Origin of the sequence: Enhygromyxa salina, from assembly GCF_000737335.2 — a bacterium.
In the GTDB taxonomy this organism is placed as follows: Bacteria; Myxococcota_A; Polyangia; order Nannocystales; family Nannocystaceae; genus Plesiocystis; species Plesiocystis salina_C.
Genome location: NZ_JMCC02000054.1, coordinates 39662 through 59928 on the forward strand (window position 1 = coordinate 39662; position 20267 = coordinate 59928).

Annotated in this window: 18 protein-coding genes; 8 read left to right on the forward strand and 10 right to left on the reverse strand. The window is 67.8% G+C overall.

The annotated features are described in order from the left end of the window. Positions 1 to 75 precede the first annotated feature (75 nt). Complete coding sequence (locus DB30_RS20870; RefSeq protein ID WP_052551697.1) at positions 76 to 1479, reverse strand: tetratricopeptide repeat protein; 1404 nt, start codon at positions 1477 to 1479, stop codon at positions 76 to 78. 171 nt (positions 1480 to 1650) lie between these two features. Here DB30_RS20870 and DB30_RS20875 point away from each other — a divergent pair, with 171 nt between their 5' ends. Beyond that, the gene (locus tag DB30_RS20875) at positions 1651 to 1887 is read left to right on the forward strand and encodes a hypothetical protein (RefSeq protein WP_052551699.1); all 237 of its coding nucleotides are present in this window, start codon (positions 1651 to 1653) and stop codon (positions 1885 to 1887) included. A gap of 9 nt (positions 1888 to 1896) precedes the next feature. On the opposite strand, the gene DB30_RS20880 is transcribed toward DB30_RS20875, so the two are convergent. After that, positions 1897 to 2646: a hypothetical protein gene (locus DB30_RS20880; RefSeq protein ID WP_052551701.1), complete on the reverse strand. Its 750-nt coding sequence runs from the start codon at positions 2644 to 2646 to the stop codon at positions 1897 to 1899. 168 nt (positions 2647 to 2814) lie between these two features. Here DB30_RS20880 and DB30_RS20885 point away from each other — a divergent pair, with 168 nt between their 5' ends. Beyond that, a complete protein-coding gene (locus DB30_RS20885; protein ID WP_052551703.1) occupies positions 2815 to 5094 on the forward strand; it encodes an RCC1 domain-containing protein in 2280 nt (759 codons plus the stop codon). After that, positions 5091 to 5633 carry a hypothetical protein gene (locus DB30_RS20890; protein ID WP_052551705.1) on the forward strand — a complete coding sequence of 181 codons (543 nt, stop codon included), beginning with the start codon at positions 5091 to 5093 and terminating at the stop codon, positions 5631 to 5633. The genes DB30_RS20885 and DB30_RS20890 overlap by 4 nt, the downstream gene beginning before the upstream one ends. Positions 5634 to 5669: 36 nt before the next feature. Here DB30_RS20890 and DB30_RS20895 read toward each other — a convergent pair whose 3' ends face one another. Then, on the reverse strand, positions 5670 to 6209 hold the full coding sequence (locus DB30_RS20895) for a universal stress protein (protein ID WP_052551707.1): 540 nt from the start codon (positions 6207 to 6209) through the stop codon (positions 5670 to 5672). 290 nt (positions 6210 to 6499) lie between these two features. Here DB30_RS20895 and DB30_RS20900 point away from each other — a divergent pair, with 290 nt between their 5' ends. After that, positions 6500 to 7627: an SGNH/GDSL hydrolase family protein gene (locus DB30_RS20900; RefSeq protein WP_052551709.1), complete on the forward strand. Its 1128-nt coding sequence runs from the start codon at positions 6500 to 6502 to the stop codon at positions 7625 to 7627. A 122-nt stretch (positions 7628 to 7749) separates the two neighbouring features. Here the strand turns inward: DB30_RS20900 and DB30_RS20905 are convergent, their stop codons facing one another. Next, positions 7750 to 8292 carry a hypothetical protein gene (locus DB30_RS20905; protein WP_052551711.1) on the reverse strand — a complete coding sequence of 181 codons (543 nt, stop codon included), beginning with the start codon at positions 8290 to 8292 and terminating at the stop codon, positions 7750 to 7752. A gap of 215 nt (positions 8293 to 8507) precedes the next feature. Between DB30_RS20905 and DB30_RS20910 the strand changes: the two genes are divergently transcribed. Next, the gene (locus tag DB30_RS20910) at positions 8508 to 9758 is read left to right on the forward strand and encodes a rhomboid family intramembrane serine protease (RefSeq protein ID WP_052551714.1); all 1251 of its coding nucleotides are present in this window, start codon (positions 8508 to 8510) and stop codon (positions 9756 to 9758) included. 593 nt (positions 9759 to 10351) lie between these two features. On the opposite strand, the gene DB30_RS20915 is transcribed toward DB30_RS20910, so the two are convergent. The 6 genes from DB30_RS20915 to DB30_RS20940 form a co-directional block, all read right to left on the reverse strand. Further along, on the reverse strand, positions 10352 to 10639 hold the full coding sequence (locus DB30_RS20915; RefSeq protein ID WP_052551716.1) for an oxidative damage protection protein: 288 nt from the start codon (positions 10637 to 10639) through the stop codon (positions 10352 to 10354). Positions 10640 to 10751: 112 nt separating this feature from the next. Beyond that, positions 10752 to 12350, reverse strand: coding sequence for a glycine--tRNA ligase (locus tag DB30_RS20920; protein ID WP_240480290.1), 1599 nt, complete (start codon positions 12348 to 12350; stop codon positions 10752 to 10754). A gap of 220 nt (positions 12351 to 12570) precedes the next feature. Then, positions 12571 to 13272, reverse strand: a complete 702-nt coding sequence (locus tag DB30_RS20925; protein WP_146659883.1) for a SecDF P1 head subdomain-containing protein — start codon at positions 13270 to 13272, stop codon at positions 12571 to 12573. A 31-nt stretch (positions 13273 to 13303) separates the two neighbouring features. After that, a complete protein-coding gene (locus DB30_RS20930) occupies positions 13304 to 14515 on the reverse strand; it encodes an LNS2 domain-containing protein (RefSeq protein WP_146659885.1) in 1212 nt (403 codons plus the stop codon). Between the two features lie 267 nt (positions 14516 to 14782). Next, positions 14783 to 16243 carry an oxidoreductase gene (locus DB30_RS20935; RefSeq protein WP_052551722.1) on the reverse strand — a complete coding sequence of 487 codons (1461 nt, stop codon included), beginning with the start codon at positions 16241 to 16243 and terminating at the stop codon, positions 14783 to 14785. 638 nt (positions 16244 to 16881) lie between these two features. Further along, positions 16882 to 17604, reverse strand: a complete 723-nt coding sequence (locus DB30_RS20940) for a DUF4178 domain-containing protein (protein ID WP_052551725.1) — start codon at positions 17602 to 17604, stop codon at positions 16882 to 16884. Positions 17605 to 17812: 208 nt separating this feature from the next. On the opposite strand from DB30_RS20940, the gene DB30_RS20945 reads away from it, so the two are divergent. The 3 genes from DB30_RS20945 to DB30_RS20955 form a co-directional block, all read left to right on the forward strand. Beyond that, on the forward strand, positions 17813 to 18751 hold the full coding sequence (locus DB30_RS20945) for a thiamine pyrophosphate-dependent enzyme (protein ID WP_052551727.1): 939 nt from the start codon (positions 17813 to 17815) through the stop codon (positions 18749 to 18751). Next, positions 18748 to 19731, forward strand: a complete 984-nt coding sequence (locus DB30_RS20950; RefSeq protein WP_052551728.1) for a transketolase C-terminal domain-containing protein — start codon at positions 18748 to 18750, stop codon at positions 19729 to 19731. The genes DB30_RS20945 and DB30_RS20950 overlap by 4 nt, the downstream gene beginning before the upstream one ends. A gap of 12 nt (positions 19732 to 19743) precedes the next feature. Beyond that, the coding region (locus tag DB30_RS20955) for a biotin/lipoyl-containing protein (protein WP_205633034.1) at positions 19744 to 20267 on the forward strand (524 nt) is incomplete at its 3' end.

Here is a 20267-nt window from a genome sequence, read left to right on the forward strand (position 1 = left end):
CGCTCGTCGGGGACGTGGGCCGCGGTCGCATGTGCGGGCTCCTGGAGGGGGCTCGCGGGGGGGAGCGGGGCTGAGCTAGCCGGCCGATGCTTCTGCGAGCCGATCCAAGAACGCTCGCGGATCTGCCTTGGCGGGGATCGGCACCCAGGTCTCGTCGAACTCCATGCCGGCCGTGGCGGCGTGGCCGCGCGCGGAGTCGTAGTCGCCCAAGCGGACCTCGAGCGCGGCGGCGTAGAAGTAGCGCAGGCCCCGGCGGAAGGGATCCTCTTCGAGGTCGATCTCGAACAGCAGGGCGTCACGGGTGATCTGGGCGATCTGGATCTCGTCCTGGTTGGCGATGATCACAAGCGACTCGAGATCATCGACGATCTGCAGGGCCAGCAGCTCGTCGAGCTCTTGGTCCTGCAAGGTGAGGCCGCGGATCAGCTGGGTCAGCCGCTCGGATGCCGAAATCGCGCCGTTGCGCTCGCGCTCGACCTCGGCGACGCCCAACATGGCGCCGGTGTGGTTGGGCAGCAGCTTCACGGCGAGCTCGAAGTGCTTCGCGGCGGCGTCAAAGCGCTTGGCCAGCAGCGCGATCTCGCCGCGCAGGGCCGAGACCTGGGCACGCTGGGATAGATCCCCGAGCTCGGCGTAGCGGGTTGCGGCCTCCGAAGCTAGGCGCTCGGCCTCTTCGAGCTCGCCCTGCTCGTAGGCGATCGCGGCCAGCATGTAGCCCACCGAGGGGTCATCGAAGCCGCCCTCGAGCGCCCGCTGCAAGAACGGCCTGGCGGCGGCGCCCGAGTAGGTCTGCATCTGCACGCCAGCCCACATGTACGCGAGGTCCGGGGGCAGGTGCTGCTCGGCCGCCAACGCTGCGAGGTCGCTGTTCATGATCAGCGAGGCACGCTTGCCGACCTCGGGGTTGGGCGGGCACGAGGCGGCAAATCCGGTCACGCGGACCCGGGCGATCCGGGCTTGGGTGGCCAGCGCGGGCGAGCTCTTGCCAGCTTCGATCGCGTCGTCGAGGTTGGTGAGCAGGGCCTCGACCGAGAGATCGCCGGGCGCGACCTTGGTGCTTGGATCGTAGTCGACGCTGCGCTGGTGCGGGCCCGGATCGTCGGGCAGTCGCCAGGCCACGCCGCGGATGCAGGTGGTGAAGTACATCGCGGCGACGTCGGCCCGCGCGATGGCGATCCAGTGCCGGCCCGAGCTGCTCGCGGCCGCGGCCAGCAGCTTGTCGGCGCTGAACGCCTTGCCCTCGCGCAGCAGCTCGCGCGCTTGCTGCATGGCCTCGAGCGCGGGTCCGTCGGTGTGGGCCTTGGCGACCTCGATCAGCGGCGTCAGATCCTGCCACGCGGGCCAGCTGCCCATCGGGACCTCGGCCTGTTGGCCCATGCCCGCGCGCACGCAGCCCGTGCCCACGCCGCTCAGGCCAGCGCAGCTGAGCAGCGCGGCGAGGCCAACGCGGGCGAACCGGGACAGACGCGAAGAATGCATACTCGAGCGCGAGCGTACGGCAGCGTGCACAGACCTCCAAGTACCCAAGCACCGCGTCGAAGCGCACCCGGCGACGCTTGGTCAAGCGCGGGACTTCGGTTAGCGTGGGCACGAGCCCGCATGCCACGTCCTCGCCAAGCCCTCCTCGTTTGCGCACTGCTAGGTGCCAGCGTGCTCCTCACCGCCTGCGGCAAGAAGCCGACCGAAGCCCAGTGCGACGAGTTCGCGGATCACTTCGTGAAGCTGCTCGAAGAGTCGCGCGAGAAGCCCGACTCGCGGATCAAGAAGCTCGCCAACGATCAGCGCGACAAGGTCATCGAGGCCTGCGTGAGCGAAGGCAGCGTCGCCGAGGTCGAGTGCGTGATGGCCCAGACCTCGATCGCGGCCGTCGAAGCGAATTGTAAATAGAACTCAGCCTCACGCTCGGGCGCGCTCGTCTCCGGCGATCATGCTCAGCATCCGGCGCATGCCGCCGCGGAGCGCTTTGGGCATGCGCTTGCGGGCTTGGTGCAGCATCGGGACGACCAGGTGATCTCCGATCGCGTCGGCGGCTGCGACGAGGCCCTCGGGTAGCGGCTTGAAGTGGAGATCCAGATGGTCGCCCTCGGTCTCGATCCCGTCGAGGGTCATCAGCGAGGTCATCAGGCCCAGCGCGTGCCGGACCAGGGGATCCTTGGCGAGCTTGGGCACGCGCAGCAGATCCAGGACGACCCGGTTTCCGTGCGAGTCCACGATCATGTCGGGCATGTCGGGCAGGTGCTGCACGAGGTCACCCGGGCGCGATAGATCCAAGGAGCGCGTGACCAGCAGGGCGGAGATCTGGCTCTTGCCGGTGTCGATGGGGATCATCGACACGTCTTCGAGGCGCAGCTCGAGGCGCATCTCGTCGCCGGTGAGCTGGATCCGATCGATGTAGAGCACCGCGCCAGCTCGCACGCGCGTGCGCATGAGATCGATCGTCGCCGCCATGCGCAGACCCGGCGGGACCGCGCCGATCTCGACGTCCTCGACCGCGTCGGAGTCGGCCATCTGAACGGCCAACCAACGAAATGCGGCGAGCGGTACGCCAAAGCGCATGCCGATCGCGTTGCGGAGCACGCGGCTGAGCTCTTCGGGGTGGCTCCGAAGATAGTGCCGCGCAGCAGACAAGACTTCGCCCGGTCGCATTGGGGGCAGCATACGCAAGCTGTGGCCCCGCGTCTGCCAGCTAGAACCGTTTTCGGTGCGGGCGCGCGGGTGAAAGTACCTGCACAGCCTCGCCCGAGCCGAAACCAGTCGCGGCGCGGATCGGCGGTGTGCAGAGTCGCCCTCGCAAACCAGCTATCCTGCGAGCGAATGACCACACCCGGCGACCATCGTGGATTCAACAGGCGCTTGCTGGCCGCGGCGGGCCTCATGGCTGCGCTCACACTCGCGCCTGTGTTGGCCTGTGAAATTTCGTCGGGCCGTCACAGCCAGCAACCCGACGCAGACGGCGGGACGAAGGGCGGGGACAAGGGATCGCGCGGGACCCTCACCCCCAGCGCGCTCGCGGCTGGAACCGGACACGCTTGCGTGCTGCGCGAGTCCGGGGGGGTGAGCTGCTGGGGGGCCAACGGAGCCGGGCAGCTCGGCGATGGGACCACCGTCGACCGCAGCAAACCCGTGACCGTGCAGGGCCTCGGCGACGCCAAGCAGCTCGCGCTGGGTCGCTCGCACAGCTGCGCGCTGCGGGTCTCGGGCGCGGTGTCTTGCTGGGGCGACAACCAGCGCGGGCAGCTGGGCTCGGGCAACGAGATCTCGGCGACCCGGCCAAGCCAAGTGCGTGGGCTGAGCGACGCGAAGTTGATCGCGGCCGGCGAAGATCACACCTGCGCGCTGCGGCTCAACGGTGCCGTGGTGTGTTGGGGCAACAACAGCGACGGCCAGCTCGGCAACCTCACGCGCAAGACGTGGACCGAGCCTGCGCAGATCCGCGGGCTCGTCGACGCGATCGGGCTCGTCGCTGGGGATCGCCACACTTGCGTGCTGCGCAAGACCGGCGGGGCGATCTGCTGGGGCGCCAACGACAAGGGCCAGCTTGGCGACGGCACGACCACCGGTCACGATCGGCCCTCGGCGGTCACGGACATGTCCGGGCTGATCGGGCTCGCGGCCGGGGGGGCGCGGACCTGCGGGTTCACGGCGCAGTCGGTGTACTGCTGGGGGGAAGACGACGGCAGGCCTTCGCCGCGCCCGCGCAAGGTCGCGGACGGCAGCCAAAACGATGGGATCGCCGAGCTCGAGCTGGGCCCCGCGCACGCTTGCCTGCGCCACGACAGCGGGACGGCGCGGTGTTGGGGGCAAAACCGCGACGGCCGCGTCGGCGACGGGAGCTTCGAGTCCAAGGGTCGCGCGACCTCGATCAAGCTCGGCCCGGTCCGCGATCTCGCCCTTGGTGATCGCTTCAGCTGCGCCCTGCGAGCCGACAACAAGGTCGCGTGTTGGGGCGACGACGCCGGCGGTGCGCTTGGCCAAGGCGACGATGGCAACGAAGGCGGAGCCGCGCGCACCGGGGTCCAGCGCGTCGTCAACCTCGATGACGCGACCGCGCTCGTCAGCGGCGATGGGTTCTCGTGTGCGACCCGCAAGACCGGCGCGGTGCTGTGCTGGGGCCGCAACGATCTCGGTCAACTTGGCGACGGCAGCGGTGACGGCTCGCGCGCGATGCCAGCACCCGTCGCCAACATCACCGACGCCGTCGCGCTCACGGCTGGGCCAGCCCAAGCGTGCGTCGTCCGCAAGTCCGGCGGCGTGGTGTGTTGGGGAGCCAACGACATGGGCCAGCTCGGGCGCTCGCCCGGGGCCCCAATCGTCAAACCAAGCGCGATCCCCAAGCTCGACGACGCGGCCGCGGTCACGCTGGGCGACGGCCACGGCTGCGCGCTGCGACGCTCGGGATCCGTCTACTGCTGGGGCAGCGACGCCGAGGGGCAGCTCGGCGATGGGGCCGGGACCCGCGGCGGCACCGTGGTCCAGCTGTCCGACGCGGTCGCGCTGAGCAGCGGTCGTGCGCACACCTGCGCGCTGCGGCGAACCGGCGAGGTCATGTGCTGGGGCGCCAACAACCAAGGACAGATCGGAAACGGGGCCGGGGCTGCGCAGCTCAAGACCCCCGTGCAGGCGCCCGTCACGGTCGCCAACCTCAACGACGCCAGCGAGATCGCCATGGGCCCCGAGCATGGCTGCGTTCGCAGGCGCGACGGCAAGGCGGCGTGCTGGGGTCGCAACGACGCGGGGCAGCTCGGCAGCGGAACCGAGAGCTCGGTCTGGACCAGCCGCGTCCCCGTTCAGGGGCTCGCTGCTGTGTCGACGATCGCGGTCGGTTCGGGTCACGCGTGCGCGGTCGCGGGCGGGCGGATCTCGTGCTGGGGCGACAACGGCTCGGGTCAGGGCGGCTACGTGGGTGGCGCGGCGACCACCCCTCGGCCCGGCGTTCAGGGCCTGGATGTCGCCAGCTTCGCGCTTGGTCGGGATCACACCTGCGCGCGGCTGCGCAGCGGTGAGGTCGCGTGTTGGGGCAGCAACGAGCACGGCCAGCTCGGCGACGGCGGGCGCATGGTCTCGGCGATCCCCCTCGAGGTCTCGGGCCTGTGAGCGGGGACGAAGGCGCGTTCGCGATGGGTGACGAGCTCGCGTTCGAGCACGTCGGCACCATGGCGTGCAGCGAAGCCGTGCTGATCTGCGACGTCGAGTACTTCCCAGCCAACTTCGCTGGCATGCGCCGCGGCCCGATCGCGCTGGATCTCGAGCTCGAGATCCAGCCGGGGACCTGGCAAGTGTTGATCGCCCACGAGCGCGACGCGGATCAGACCCCGCGCTTCGTGCTGCTCAGCTTGGACGCCGAGCTCGACGAGCCCACGCCCCTCGATCACGCCGAGGCCGTCGGCCTGCTGCGCGTCGACTCGGGTCGGATCACCGCGATCGACCCAGCCCTGCGCGACGACCCGATCATCCAGACAGCCGTGCTCGAGGCCCCGCGCGAGCAGGTCCCGTGCATGCTCCGGGCGCTGGACGCCGAGCCCACGTCCGACCCGCGCGGGGTGCTGCTCGACATCGACGCTGGCGGCGTGTGTGAGCTCTACGCCCCGCCCGGTCGCCCCTGTCGGAGCCTGCTCATCATGATCCCGGGCTGAAACGTTCGCTGCCCACGCCCAAGCTGAACACAGCTCTTACTCGGGCGGCGTCGCAGGTACGACCAGCACTGGGCAGGGCGACTGCCGGATCACCCGGTCGGCCGTGCTGCCCAGGAAAAACCGCGCGACTCGACTGCGACCGCTGGCCGGGATCACGAGCAGCTGCGCATCGAAGCGCTCGGCCTCGTCGAGGATCACCTGCAGCGCGACGCCGGGACGAACCACGAAGCTCGTCTCGATACCCGCGGCGTAGTGCTTGGCCATCGCCTCGAGCACCTTGAGCGAGGCCACGCGCGCCGCCTCGTGGACGGCGTTGATGTCACCGACGCCGACGATCCCCAAGCCGCCCGAGTAGACCCGCGCGCTCTCGTAGGTTGGCGTTGCGTGGACGAGGCACAGCACGCCGGCGTCGTCGACGATCCCGGCGGCGAGCTCGAGCGCCTTGGTGCTCGCTGGCGCGACGCCAACGGTGACGCCGCCGTCGATCTCGACTTCGAACCCCGAGTGCAGCGCAGCGTGGGTGTCTTGTGTGAAGTCGATGGGGATCAAGATCCGCCGAAAGGGCGAGGTGCTCATACGCACAGCCTACAGCGAGACGGCGTTGACCGCGATTCCCAAATGCACTTGCAAACACCGTTATCGAGGCTCGTGACGGCAATTTTCACGGGGCGCGGGATCACCGTGAGACCGCCGTCGTGATCGTGATCGCCGCAGACTGTCCAAAGGCCAGTTGGCACCGGACGCCGTGTTGTAGATTTGCCGCTGTTGCTCACTGGCTTCCCCAGACCATGAATTTCCCGACCCAGAACTCCCTTGCTGCAGTGTGTTTGACCGCCGGACTCGCCCTCGCAGGTTGTGTTGACGACATGGCCCCCGTCGGAGGCGATACCGGCGAGACCGACTCCACGACCGGCGACGGTGACGGCGACGGCGACGGCGACGGCGGGGACGGCGACGGTGATCCCGGAGACGGGGATGGTGACGGCGACGGCGACGGTGATCCCGGAGACGGAGATGGGGATGGTGACGGCGACGGCGACGGAGACGGCGACGGGGATGGCGACCCGGTGGTCGACTGCGTCGCCGCGCAGTTCGTCGGCGGGATGCCGCCCAGCCCGGGCTACAGCGACCTTGGCTTGACCATTGGCTCGCACTGCCAGGGCACCAATCACCAGGACATCCAAAACATCGAGCGGGTCGTGTTCATTGGTGACTCGGTCACGGTCGGGAGCCCGCCAACGCCGACCCAGGACTTCTACCGCTCGGTGCTCGCCGAGGAGCTCTCGTTCTTGTTTGGCATCGACGCGCCCAACCTGCTGTGGATGACCGCCGATCCAATCAACGGCACCTCGCTGGTCGAGGAAGACGGCGACTTTGCCTCGTGCGCCGAGTGGGGGGCGCGGACCGACGACTACCTCGCCGGCGGGATGCAGCTCGACGACTGCTTTGGCGGCGACGACTTCAACAAGACCACGCTGGTCGTGACGACGATGGGCGGCAACGACGTCGCCGCGATCGCCAAGGACTCGATCGAAGGTGTGACCGAAGACGCGCTGTGGGAGGACGTCGAGCAGATGCTCGATTGGCAGCGGCAGATGGTCCACTGGCTCGTCGACGACCCCAACAAGTTCCCCAATGGCGTGTATGTGGTCTACGCCAACGTCTACGAGTTCACCGACGCAACCACGGATCTATTGTCATGCCCCGCGGCCGGGCTCGCTGGGTTTGACGCCAACCCCGAAGATCCCGACCAGCTGATCGAGTTCATGACCTACATCAACACCGAGTACGCGAAGCTGGCGCTCGAGACCGGGACCGACATGGTGTTCATGTTCGAAGGCTTCTGCGGTCATGGCTTTCACGCCGATGATCCGAACTCCGCGTGCTACCGCGGGCCAGACCAAGAGACCTGGTTTGACCTGACCTGCATCCACCCCACGCCCACAGGCCACCACGAGCTCGCCGACATGTTCCTCAACGTGATCGACGAGTGACCCCTTAGACCCCCACAGCCGCCTTCGCGCTTTCTTTAGACCCCCACATAGACCTTGGCCCTTCGCCGACTGCAGCCGCAGTCGGCGAAGGGCCAAGGTCTATGTGGGGGTCTAAGGAAGCCCTAATCGGACTCTACGAAGCCGGGATCGAGCTCGAACTCGAAGTCGACGATCACTGGCGGCCCATCGTAGGTCGGGTAGGGCGCGCTGGCGGCTGCTTCACGCAGGCAGTCTTGCAGCTCCGTCGACTTGGCGTGGGCTTCGGGCATGGTCGCGTTGACACCAAACGGGCGCGAGGTCTCGGGGTTGAGCTTGACGGCCATCGAGACGTCGCCAAGCAGCTGCGCCTCGTCGCCGCGGCGGTCTTTTTCGGCCCACACGCACTCGTCGAGGGCGCCAAACTGGCCGAAGAATGCTTGCTGGATCTCGTATTGATCGGGCCGCTCGGATCCAAACTTGTCCATGTCGAGCGAGATGTCGGCGTTGGGATCGAACTGTGCCACGTTGGCAGTGACCGAGCCGGGCGCCGTGGCGCCGCCGATCTTCACGGTGACCTTGCGCTGCGAGCTCTTGCCGGTCGTGCCGGACTTCCCACAGGCCGCGAGCGCGAGCACGCATACGCAGGACAGGCAGACGAGGAGGTGGGGACGCGCGGTGGTGGACATGTGATCTCGAGTGGGGGACCGAACCAAGGTCGGGCCGGGCCCAGTATTTCTGGTTGGGGCCTGCAACGCCAGAATTGATTCTTCAGCGCGGCCCCAAGCTGTGACCGATCGCCCGAGTCGACCCGCGCGGGCCGGCGAAGATCATCGCGGGAACAACGTTGCCCACGCGTGCTCGGCAATCTCTGACGTAGCGCGTACACTCGCTCGACGTCGCTGTGAACGCACCTGTCCCAACCCGCGATCAGGTCGACGCGCAATGTCCAGCTTGCCGCCTGCATGCGCTGGTGCCGATGCTGCTGCGCAGGATCGAGCGTGACCGGTGGGCACAGGCTGAGCCCAACGAGGATCTGGGCAATGACGAAGTGGTGCAAATCGACGCGTGCCCGGTCTGCAATGGAGCGTGGTTCGACGTCGGTGAGCTCGATCTGCTCGCCGGTGAGGCGACCGATCTCGAGCACGCGCTCGACCCAAGCTCGCGCCCGAGCAAGCGCGGTTGCCCGCGGGGCTGCGGGATCATGCGCGAGCATGATCTGCCCGGGGTGATCCGCACGCCGGTCGACCACTGTCCAGCGTGCAAAGGCATCTGGCTCGACGGTCACGAGCGGCACAAGCTCGCCAAGTCGACGACCCGCGAAGGTCAGCAAGACGTCAAGAAACGTTTGGCCCGACGCGGCGCGATCTGGGCGGCGCAGCTGCTGGTCCAGCTCCCCGTCGAGGTCGAAAATCCGGTCAACACCACGCCTTGGGTGGTGATCACGATCTTGGTCGCGCTGTTCGGCAGCTTCGCGCTGCAGCTGATGGGGATCGTGGATCTTGGCAACTGCGCCCCGGGGCTCGCCGGCCTGCCGAGCGGCGCCATGTTTGGCGACCTGGCCGACGGCGCGACCTTTGCCGATCTGTGCTTCGCGCCGGTCGCAGGATCACTCAAGCACCAGTGGGGCAGGCTTGGGTTCGCGGCGCTCAGCGAAGGCAGCTGGTACACGCTGGCGACCCACTGGTTCTTGCACGGCGGGTGGGCGCACCTGCTGGGCAATTGCTACTTCCTCTATATCTTTGGTGACAACGTCGAGACCTTGTTTGGGCGGCTGCGCTTCGCGTTGTTCTTCTTGGGCGCGGCGATCGTTGGCGGGTTCGCGGAGGTGTTGCTGACTCAGAACACGATCGCGCCGATCATTGGGGCGTCTGGGGGGATCGCTGGGGTGATGGCGGCGTACTTGTGGTGCTTTCCGCGGAACAAGCTGTTCCAGGTGGTGCTGTTCGTGCAGCTGAAGTTGCCGGTTTGGGTGTACTTGTTTGTTTGGGTTGGGTTTCAGGCGGTGATGGGGGTGTTTGCGACGAGTGACGCTGGGGTGGCTTGGTTTTCGCACTTGTTTGGGTTTGCGTTTGGGGGAGGGGTGACGCCTTTGATCTTGTGGATGCGGCGGGGGGAGGTTGCTCGGAGTGTGCGGACTCCTGCGTTGGGTTAGACTGGTTGTTTGCGGGGGATGGGTTGGTTGTTTGCGGGGGGATCGTGTCCGATGGGGCAGCGCGCACGGGCTGCAGACGGTCCCAACCCGGCTAGGTCTACTCCAGTCTCGTGACCCCGCTTCCTCTCGTCTCGCCTCACTGGCCCGACCTCGCTTCTCTTCGTTAATCTCCACGTGCGTAGATACGCCGGGTTGGGACCGTCTGCGGCCTTTGTGCGCTCTACGTTGGCAGAGTTGATCTCCGCTGAGGACAGGCGGGGGTCCTCGCCTCGAGCGGGCGGAGATCATCGCGGATCATCGGTTTGGGCGGGCGGTTTGTCCGGGCGGAGATCATCGCGGGGCGGCGAAGATCATCGGTTTGGGCGGGCGGTTTGTCCGGGCGGAGATCATCGCGGGGTGGCGGGGCTCATCGCGCGGGACGGGCGGAGATCATCGCGGGGGGGGCGGGGATCATCGCTTTGGGCGGGCGGAAATCTCCGCGGGGGGGGTGGCGGAGATCATCGCGCTGGACGGGCGGGGATCGTCGCTTGGGAGGGCGGAGATCCTCGCGTTGGGGGACGGCGGCGACTGGGGGCGCTCGTTGAGCGCGGCTGTCAGCCTTCTTCGGGGGCTCGCCAGGCGGTGTCGGCTAGGTCGCCTTCTTCGAAGCCGAAGAACACCTTCATCTGGTTCTCGAGGAAGTCGCGGCCCTCTTTGGTCTGTAGATCCAGGCGGTAGGTGTTGATGTAGCGGGGGGACTCTTTGAGCCACATCTGCCAGGCCTTCATCGAGACGTTGTCGTAGACCTGCTTGCCGAACTCTGTGGGGAACGGGCGAAACGGGATGCCCGGTAGTTCGGCGTTCAACTTTTTGCAGTGGACCATGCGGGGCTGATTACTCATCGCTCGTTCCTGTCGCAGACTGTCTCAGCTTTGGCGAGGCTGCTCGCGGGCGCCTCAGCGTGCTGGAGCGCTGGACCTTAGCACAGGGGGATACTGGGCCCTACCCCGGTGGCTATTCGCGGCCCTCGCGGAGGGCCTCGCGCACGACGTCGACGGCGGCGGCGATCTTGATGCGATCTTGGCGGCGATCGTCGCGGTAGCGGATCGTGACGGTCTCGTCTTCGGCGGTCTGGCCGTCGATCGTGAGGCAGTAGGGCGTGCCGATCTCGTCGTGACGGGCGTAGCGCCGGCCGATCGCGTGCTGCATGTCGAGCTTGGCGCTGACGCCCTGCTTGAAGAATTCGTCGGCGACCTTGCGAGCGGTGTCGTCCATGCCGTCCTTGCGGACCAAAGGCAGGATCGCGCACTTGATCGGGGCCAGGCGTGGGTGCAGACGCAAGACGGTGCGGGCGCCCTTGCCTTCCTCGTCGCCGGGCTCTTCGGCGTAGGCGTTGCACAGCACGGCGAGCACGCCTCGGGTCGCGCCTGCGGCCGGCTCGACCACGTGGGGGACGTAGCGCCAGCCCTTCTTGCCGGTCTCGGGATCGATGGCCTCGGCGTCGTGATAGACCAACTTCTTGCCCGAGCCCTTGGCGTGGGCGGACAGATCGTAGTTGGTGCGCGAGGCGATGCCCTCGAGCTCGTCCCAGCCCCACGGGAATTGGTACTCGATGTCGAAGGTGCCGTCGGAGTAGTGGGCCAGCTCGGTTGGATCGTGCTCGCGGAAGGTCAGCTTCTCGGGGCTCAGCCCGATGCTCTGCCACCACTTCATGCGCTGGTCCTTCCAGTAGGCCAGCGCCTCGCGGCCCTTGCCGGGCTCGACGAAGTACTCCATCTCCATCTGCTCGAACTCGCACGAGCGGAAGATGAAGTGCTCGACGGTGACCTCGTTGCGGAAGCTCTTGCCCATCTGCGCGATCCCAAACGGGACCTTGGCGGCCATCGACTGCTGGATGTTCAAGAACTGCACGAACATGCCCTGCGCGGTCTCGGGCCGCAGGTACACGGCAGACTCCGAGATCACGGCGTCGACGGCAGCGCGCAGGGCCTTGGGATCGTCGCCACGCTCGACCCCGGCTTGAACCGCGGCGATGACCCCGGCGAGCGGATCGACGGCGCCCAGGCTGGTGCGGAACATGCCGTTGAAGTCGCGCTCGGCCGACAAGAACGGCGAGCCGCAGTTGCTGCACACGTAGCCGCGATCTCCGGCCTTGGCCCCGTGCAAGACCTTGCCCTTGCGCTCGAGCTCGATGCCCTGATCCGCGAGCTGCTCGCTCAGCTTCTCGAGCGCGGCCTTGGCCCGTCCCTTGTCGGCGAGCTCGATCGGTGCGTCTTCACCTGCGGCCTTGCGCGGGGCCTTGTCGGCCCGGAACCGCTCTTGGCAGACCTGGCAGTCGACCAGCGGATCCGTGAAGTTGGCGAGGTGTCCGCTGCTGCGCCAGACCTCGGGGTGCATCACGATCGACGCGTCGAGCCCGTAGATGTCTTCGCGGCTGTGGACCATGGCGGTCCACCACTCGTTCATCAGGTTGCGCTTGAGCTCGACGCCCATCGGCCCGTAGTCGTAGGCGCTGCGCAGGCCGCCGTAGATCTCGGAGCTCTGAAACACGAAGCCCCTGCGCTTGCACAGGGAGACGATCTTTTGCATGAGCTCGGGTTCTTCGGTCGCCATGGGCCGCGGTTAGTAGCATAGAGACCTGTGGGGGTCATCGCTGTTTTCAGCCACCACGGTCCGACGAGAAGCCGCGCTGCGCGTCCCATGGGCACAGGAAATGTGTTCAGAGCCCCCTTCAAGGGGGCCACACATACGACCGCGCACAAACAGCCCCGAGGAGCGAAGCGACCAGACCCGCCAGCGGCTGCAGTCGGCGAAGTCTAGAGTCTCTGTGGGGTCAAATATTGCCCGTGAGCCGCGCTAGCAGGGCGGGGGCGCTGATCTTGGGGTCCAGGTGGGGGCTGGTGACCAGGGCGATCGTGCCGTCGAGGATGGGTTCCATCACGACCGGGAGCATCAGGACTTCGTCGTCGATGACGATCGCGACCCGGCGGTCGATCTGCGCGGCGGTCAGGGCGGCGAGCTGCTGCCGCTGCGACTCGCCAAGCCGAAGGTGGACGCTTGGGGCTGGGTCGCCCGGCTCGAGCACGGCGCGGGCTTGGTCGTCGAGCGTGATGCCCCGCGCGGTGTCGACGAAGTACAGCCGCCACTTCACCCGCTCGTTGGGGCCGAATGGGTCGGGCTGCCAGACCGGGCGCAGCTCGGGTGTCCGCGGGTGCGCGCGCTCGTAGTTGGCGAGGGCGTTGGCCAGCGCCTCACGGGTCTCGGCTTCGATGATCGGCTCGGGGTGACGCAGGCCCTCGTGGCCCGTGCGGCCCTCGAGCCGGCCGTCGACGCCAGGCGGGCGGGCGATCGAGACCTCGGTCAGGAACGCGATCACCCACGGGTCACTGTCAACGACGGGGGCGATCGTCAGGGGCGCGCGGATCGGCGCAGGGGCGGCGTGCGCCTGGGCGCTGTCGGACGGCTTGCACCCGCCAAGCGAGGGCGGCAGCGCCAGCGCAGCGAGGATCGGCAAGACTCGGGGCCAGTCAGGCACGTTCGTGCATCACACGAGTCCATCGCACGAGTCAATCACACAAGTCCGCGAGCCCCTCGAACTCGGGCACGAGCTCGCCGTAGCTCTCGATCCGCCGGCCTCCCCACGGATCCGTGAATTGAAAGAACACCCGGTGATCCAGGGGCATGAGCCCGGCGTTGTCGTAGGCCTCGGCGTCGGAGTCGGTGTTGCCGAACACGTACGTGGGGATCAGCCCCTTGTTCATGAGCATCGCCAGCTCGCCAGATTTGTAGTCAACGGCCGCGCTGCCGAGCGCGCCCTCGAGGAACAGGCTGGTATGAATGATGCCCGGCGGGAACCCGCGCTCGGCGACGAACTCGCGCGAGCGCTCGACCAAGAACTCGGGCCGCGCGGTCAGGTACATCGCGTGATAGCCCTTGTCCTGCAGCGTGCTCAAGGCCGTGGCCGCGAACTCGTTGGCCATTGGCGTGACCCCAACGAGCAGGTCGAGGAATTCTTCGGACTCGAAGGTGGTGAGGGTGCCGTCGATGTCGCTGAGGAAGATCGGCGTGCCGGGCTCGACGACCTCGATGAAGCCGTCGGTGCTGCTCTGATCCCCGCGCACGACCATGTGGACCCGGTGCCGGCCAAGCTCGAGCTGCTTGTCGAGCGGGACCTCGAGGTAGACCCAGCCGCCGGTGTCCTCGACGCCCTCGACGGTGGCGTGGGAGCCCTCTTCGGTCGTCCAGGCCTCACCCATGAACTCCCACGGGCCGGCACAATTGCGCATCACGTACACGTCGACGCGCTCGTCCTTTAGATCTTTGTCGATCGTGCCGTAGGTGAACTTGCCCATCAGCCACTGGGTCTCGCCCGGCACGTAGAACATGTCGCGGATGCGGTGCTGGGGATCGCCAGCGAGCACGATCAAGTTGCTGTCGAGGTGCTCCCAGCTGAGCTCGGGCCCCGGGGCAGGCGGTGCCGCGTCGCAGGCCGGGGGCGCCTCGCACCACGGGCCGAAGCCCGCGTCGCCGTCGCCGTCGCCATCGCCATCGCCATCGCCATCGCCATCGCCATGGTCGCCGTCGCCGTCGCCGTCGCCGTCGCCGTCGCCGTCTCCATCGCCAGGGTCACCGTCGCCGGGATCACCGTCGCTGGAGTCGCCGTCGCCGCTGGTCTCGCCCGCTCCGCTGTTGGTCTCGGTTGGCGAGCCGTCCCCACAAGCGAGCAGCATCGAGCATGCACAGAAGGCCGCGAGTTGGGTCGAGCGCCACGAAGCCATATCTTGCAAACCTACCGGAGTTTGATCGGGACGCGAAACCACAAAAAAGCCCCGGGTGGGGCTTGCGCCTCACCCGGGTTCCCCGTTGTGCTCGCAACTCGGACCGAAGGTGGCTCGCGTTGCGCTCCCGTTATCCCCGAAGCGGATGGATACCCACTCGGTTCACTCGACCGGACTCCCATTCGGTCTCTCTGAACACATAGCACTACGCAGCATTCGGGCACGAGTTACCGCGATGAAAAAAATGTTCTCGGCTCGGGCGATGGCTCATGGAGCGAGCAGACGGCGCCGCCCGTCGTGGGTCAAGGTGACGTCGGGTGCGTCGAGTGCTTCGCGGTCCCACAGCTGGCAGGTCACCTGCTTGTGCTTGGTATCGAGCGCCTCGCAGTAATTGGTGAACTTGCAGCGGCGGATCTCGGGTCCAAGCCCCGTCCGCATCTTCAGCCACCAGTCGGGATCGGCCAGGCTCTGGCGCGCCGCGCCGATGATGTCGGCCTCGCTGTGTCGCAGGATCCGGTCGGCGATCTCGAACGAGTTGATGCCCCCCGCGGCGATGATCGGGGTCGTGTGTCCGCTCGCGTGGACCGCCGCGCGGATCGCTGCGGACAGCGGCACGTTTCGCGCGAACGGACCTCGCGCGTCCGAGTAGACAGTAGGCATACATTCATACCCGCTGCGCCCGGTGTAGGGGTACACGGCCTCGCCGACCTTGGGCGGCTTGGCGTCGTCGAATTTGCCGCCCTTGGAGATCGACAAGAAGTCCATGCCCGCGCGCGCGAACGCGACGCCGTAATGCTCGGCGTCGCTCAGGTCGCTGCCACCTTCAATCACCTCGTCGCCCAAGAACCGACAGCCGATTGCGTAGTCTGAGCCAACATGAGCGCGGACGGCCGCGTAGACCTCGAGCGGTAGGCGCAGCCGGCCCTCGCGCGATCCGCCGTAGCCGTCCTCGCGCGCGTTCGTGCGCGACAAGAAGCTGGCCATTGTATAGGCGTGAGCGTAGTGCAGCTCGATCCCGTCGAAGCCCGCCTCGCACGCGCGACCGGCCGCGGCGGCGAACAGGCCCGGGAGCACCTGCGGCAGCTCGCGGACATGCTCGAGCTGGGTGTCGGACACTTGCTCGCGGTAGCCAAAGCGCAGATCCCGGAGCTCGCGGGCACCGAGCACCGCCTCGTGAAGCGCGTCGTCGCCCTCGGCGAGGGCCGATCGCAGCGCCGCGTCGTCCGCTTCGTGCCAGCGCGCGTCGCCAAGGTGCGCCGCGAGCCGAGCTTTGTGGCCTGCGTCAATTCGCAGGAACCGGGCGAAGAATTTTTGCGCGGGCGGGCGGCGCTTGACCGTGAGAAAGTCGATGCACTGGATAAATAGCTTGGTCTCACCCTCGCTGGCCTCGCGCACCGCGCTGACGAGCTTGCGCAGACCCTCGACGAAGCGATCGTCACCGATGCGCAGCAGCGGGCCGGATGGGACGTCGCGAATGCCAGTGGCTTCGACCACCAGCGCGCCCGGCTTGCCCGCGGCGAAACGGCGGTACCAACCAATCACGTCGGGGGTGACAAAGCCGTCTTCCGTGGCGCGCCAAGGCACCATCGCCGGGACCCAGGTGCGGGTCGCGAGGGTGACGGGGCCCAGCTCGATCGGCTGAAAGAGCGGGCTCTTGGCCGCCTGCTCGGCGGTTGGCCATTGCGTCGGCGCGATCGCGTGACGAATGCGCTGTGGCGGAGTCCAGATTCCTCAGCCCTCCCTCGGCCGATTTGGCACTTTGCCATGCACGGCGGCTTTTCCCCCCCGCAGCCGGTTTGGCACTTTGCCATGCACGGCGGCTTTTCCCCCCCGCAGCCGGTTTGGCACTTTGCCATGCACGACCGCTGGCGCGGTCGGTCGCTCGCTGCGCTCGCTCGATGGGCTGGTTAATTTGTGCGCAGGGGTGTGAGTGGCCCCCCGGAGGGGGGCTCGGGTTGGCTGTGAGCCAGCGATTGTTGGCTGTGAGCGGGCGTTTGCTGGTTGCGCGCCTGGAACACAGGGGGCTGGTTGGAGGGGGGCTCGGGTTGGCTGTGAGCCAGCGATTGTTGGCTGTGAGCGGGCGTTTGCTGGTTGCGCGCCTGGAACACAGGGGGCTGGTTGGAGGGGGGCTCGGGTTGGCTGTGAGCCAGCGATTGTTGGCTGTGAGCGGGCGTTTGCTGGTTGCGCGCCTGGAACACAGGGGGCTGGTTGGAGGGGGGCTCGGGTTGGCTGTGAGCCAGCGATTGTTGGCTGTGAGCGGGCGTTTGCTGGTGGTGTGCTTGGAACACCGGGGGCTGGTTGCACTGTCCTGACGCTCTTGGCGCCCTGACCCAGCTGCCGCATCTGACCCATCTGACCCGTCGTGATCATGAGCCGGGGAGGAACGACACCGCGTGACGGGCCAGGGCGAGGCCCTCGCCCATGATGATCTGGGTGCCCCAGCGCTCGATCCATACGACATCGCGGGCGCCGGCCTTGTATATATAGGTTCCGACGCGCGAGCCCGCTGGGCGACCGTGGTTGCCGAGCGCGGCGACGCTGGCTTGGCCGCGGCGCGCGAGCGCGTAGACCCGGGGTTGATGGGGGTGGGGCTGGACGTTGCGGGCGGGCTCGCCAGCGAGGCCATGATCGAGCACGGGCTCGACGGCGAACCAATCTTCGGTTTCGCGCGAGCCGATCAACCAGCGCTTGCGCTCGCCGTCGGCCATGATCGCCACGACCGTGGTCGTGCCGCCTTCGCGCAAGCGCAGGATTCCTTCGATGACGAAGTCTCCCTCGACCTTGGCGTCGCTGGCCTCGATCAGGACCACGTCACCCACGCGCAGGCCTTCGATGTCGAGGTCCTCTGCGGCTCGCGGGGCGTTGCCCCCGGCCGCGACCATGCCCCGATCATTCTCGAGGGAGGCCTGCAGTCGCTCGGCGACCCGGGCTCGGACTTTCTTCACTGACACATTCTCCGATGGTGCGCCGCTGGCGGCTGCGAGCGCGAGCGGTCCTTCGCCCTGCTCGAGTGCGCGGCTGTTGTCACCCCAATCTCGCAGCCGGCGAGCCGCGAGCACGCCAACCCAGAAGGCGCCCGCGATGGTCATGGCGGCAAGTAGGCTTGGTACTGCGAACATGTCGGTATTCGCGCGGTGGACGTGAGCAGACCGTGGGAAGGCTCGTGCACACCACGTTGGGTGCGGCAAGCATACACCCGACTTGGGCCTGGTCGACGACTTGCCTTGACGGCGTTGCCGCTGCGTAGATACAAGCCCTTCGGCGCCGCGCCGCCCGCGAACGCCAGCGAGCACGTGCATGCAAGCAACTCCCTGGGAACCTGAAGGGGTCGAATCCCTGCTCGACTCGAACGGGGCGCTCGTCGACCCCTCGGCGATCAGCGGGATCGATCTACGCGGCTACTACAAAAAGCTCGTGGCCGCGCGGGTGCTCGATGTGAAGCTGCGCCGGCTCGAGCTTCCGATGTGGGCCTCGGCGGCCGGCGAAGAGGCGGTCAGTGTCGCGATCGGCGATACGCTGGGTGCCGATGATTGGGTGTTCGTTGGCAACCGCGACGCGGCGATCGGCCTGGTCCGCGGCGTGCCGCTGTCCGAGCTCGCGGCCGAGCTGCTCAGGCTGCCGAGCGCGCCCAGTCGCGGGCGGACATTGCCGGGCTCGATCAGCTCGGCCGCTCACAAGATCATGGGCGCCAGCGAAGCCTTGGGACTGAGCCTTGGGCTCGCCGCTGGGCACGCTCACGGCCACGCACTATTTGGACGTGGCCGCGCGACCGTGGTCGTGTTCGGAGAGGGCCTGACGACAACGGGTATGTTTCACGAGTCAATCTCGATGGCGATGGCCCACGACACGCCGCTGGTGTTCGTGTGCAAATCGCAGATCTGGCCTGAAGGCGCGCCACCCGAAGCTGGGCTGCTTGGCGACAGCGTGGCCGAGCGCGCGCGCGCAGCTGGAATGTGGTCACGTCGCTGCGACGGCGCCGATCCGCTCGGGGTCCGTCGATCGATCGCCGCGGCTGTACATCGGGCCCACGAAGGCGCGGGTCCAAGCCTGGTCGAGGTCGTGGTCACCCCGATCACGCGAGATCCCCCGGCCGAGCGCGATCCAATCGAACGCATGCGCCGACTGCTCGATGGCCGCGGGGAGTGGACGCAGACCTTTCAAGATGTGACCGAGGCCGAGATCAACGGGCAGCTGGATCGGGCCTTCGATGAGGCAGTCGACGGAGGGCGAGCGTGAGCGCGCTACAACCGTTGGCCAAGCTGGTCGCCGCGCTGTTGCGCGAGGACGACCGTCGCTGTCTGCTGGGTGAAGACGTGCGCAGCGGCGGCATGCTGGGGCTCTCGCGCGTGGCCGCCGAGGATGACCAGCTGCGCGCGCGCCTGCTGGGCTCACCGTTGACCGGTGCCGGCTTGATCGCGCACACGGGCGGGCTGGCGCTCGCCGGTCTGCGCCCGATCGTGCTGTTGCCCTCTGCCGCGGCCCTGCTCGAGGGGCTGCCGGCCCTGCGCGAGCTTGGCCGGCTCGGATGGCGCAGCGGGGATCAACACGGCGTGCCCGCGCTGTTTGTCGCCCCCGACGGCCCCGGCTTTGGGATCGGCGGGGACGCGGCCGAGTCCGCTGAACCAACCCTCACGGCGATCCCCGGCGTGCAGGTGTGGTGCGCGGGGCGGTCCGAGGACCTATGTGGCTACCTGCGCAGCGCCGCAGAGTTTCCAAGCGCGGATCAGCCCAGCGGACCACGCGTGTTGTTGCTGCCGCGCAGCGTGATCGTTCGTGATCTCATGACCAACGTCGATCTCGACGCCGGCCTGTCGCGGGCCCCAACGGCGGTCCTGCGCGAAGGAGACCGCGCCACCGTGTTTGCGTGGGGTTCGGCGCTCGCGCCCGCGCTCGCGGCTGCCGACGCCTGCGCCAAACAAAGCGGGATTCAGGTCAATGTCGTCGAGCTTGGCTGCCTCGCGCCCCTCGATGAGGGGCTGCTCGTGAAGCTCGCCAACGCGACCGGCAAGCTCGTCATCGCCCACGCCGGACCGCGGCGCGGCGGGGTCGGTGCCGAGCTCGCGGCGCTGCTCGCTGATCACTCGATCCTCCATCTCGACGCCCCGATCATTCGCGTCACTGGCGAGGCGGACCTGCTCGCCGGTCACGAAGAGCACCTCGCCAGCCCGACCGCCGCCGCGATAGCAGCCGCGATCACCAAAGTCGTCCACTACTGAAAAGAGCCCCCCATGAGCACGATCGAATTCAAGCTCCCCGAGATCGGCGAAGGCGTCATCGAAGGCGAGATCGTCCAGTGGTTGATCGCCCCGGGTCGGTCGTTCGCGGCCAACGACGGCCTCGTCGAGGTGATGACCGACAAAGCCACGATCGAGGTCCCGGCCCCGTTCGACGGCAGCGTGCTAGAGCACCGCGCCGGCGAAGGTGACGTCTGCGCGGTCGGGTCCGTGATTGCGATGCTGAGCAAGGGCGAGGTCCAGGCGGCTGTCTCGGCCACGACCAGCACGGCGCCAGCGGCTCCGGCTTCTGGTTCGGGTCCGGATCAGGCTTCGCCAGCGCGCACGGATCCAACGATCCTCGCGACCCCGGCGGCGCGGGCCCTCGCGCGGGAGCACGACATCGATCTGGCCGGGCTGCCGCTCGACGAGCGCGGTCGCATCACCAAGCGCGACGTCGTCGAAGCACGCGAGCGCGGTGTTCCAGCGCCCGCTCCGGCCCCCGCGCCAGTCGCCAAGCCCGCCCCCGCCGCGACCCC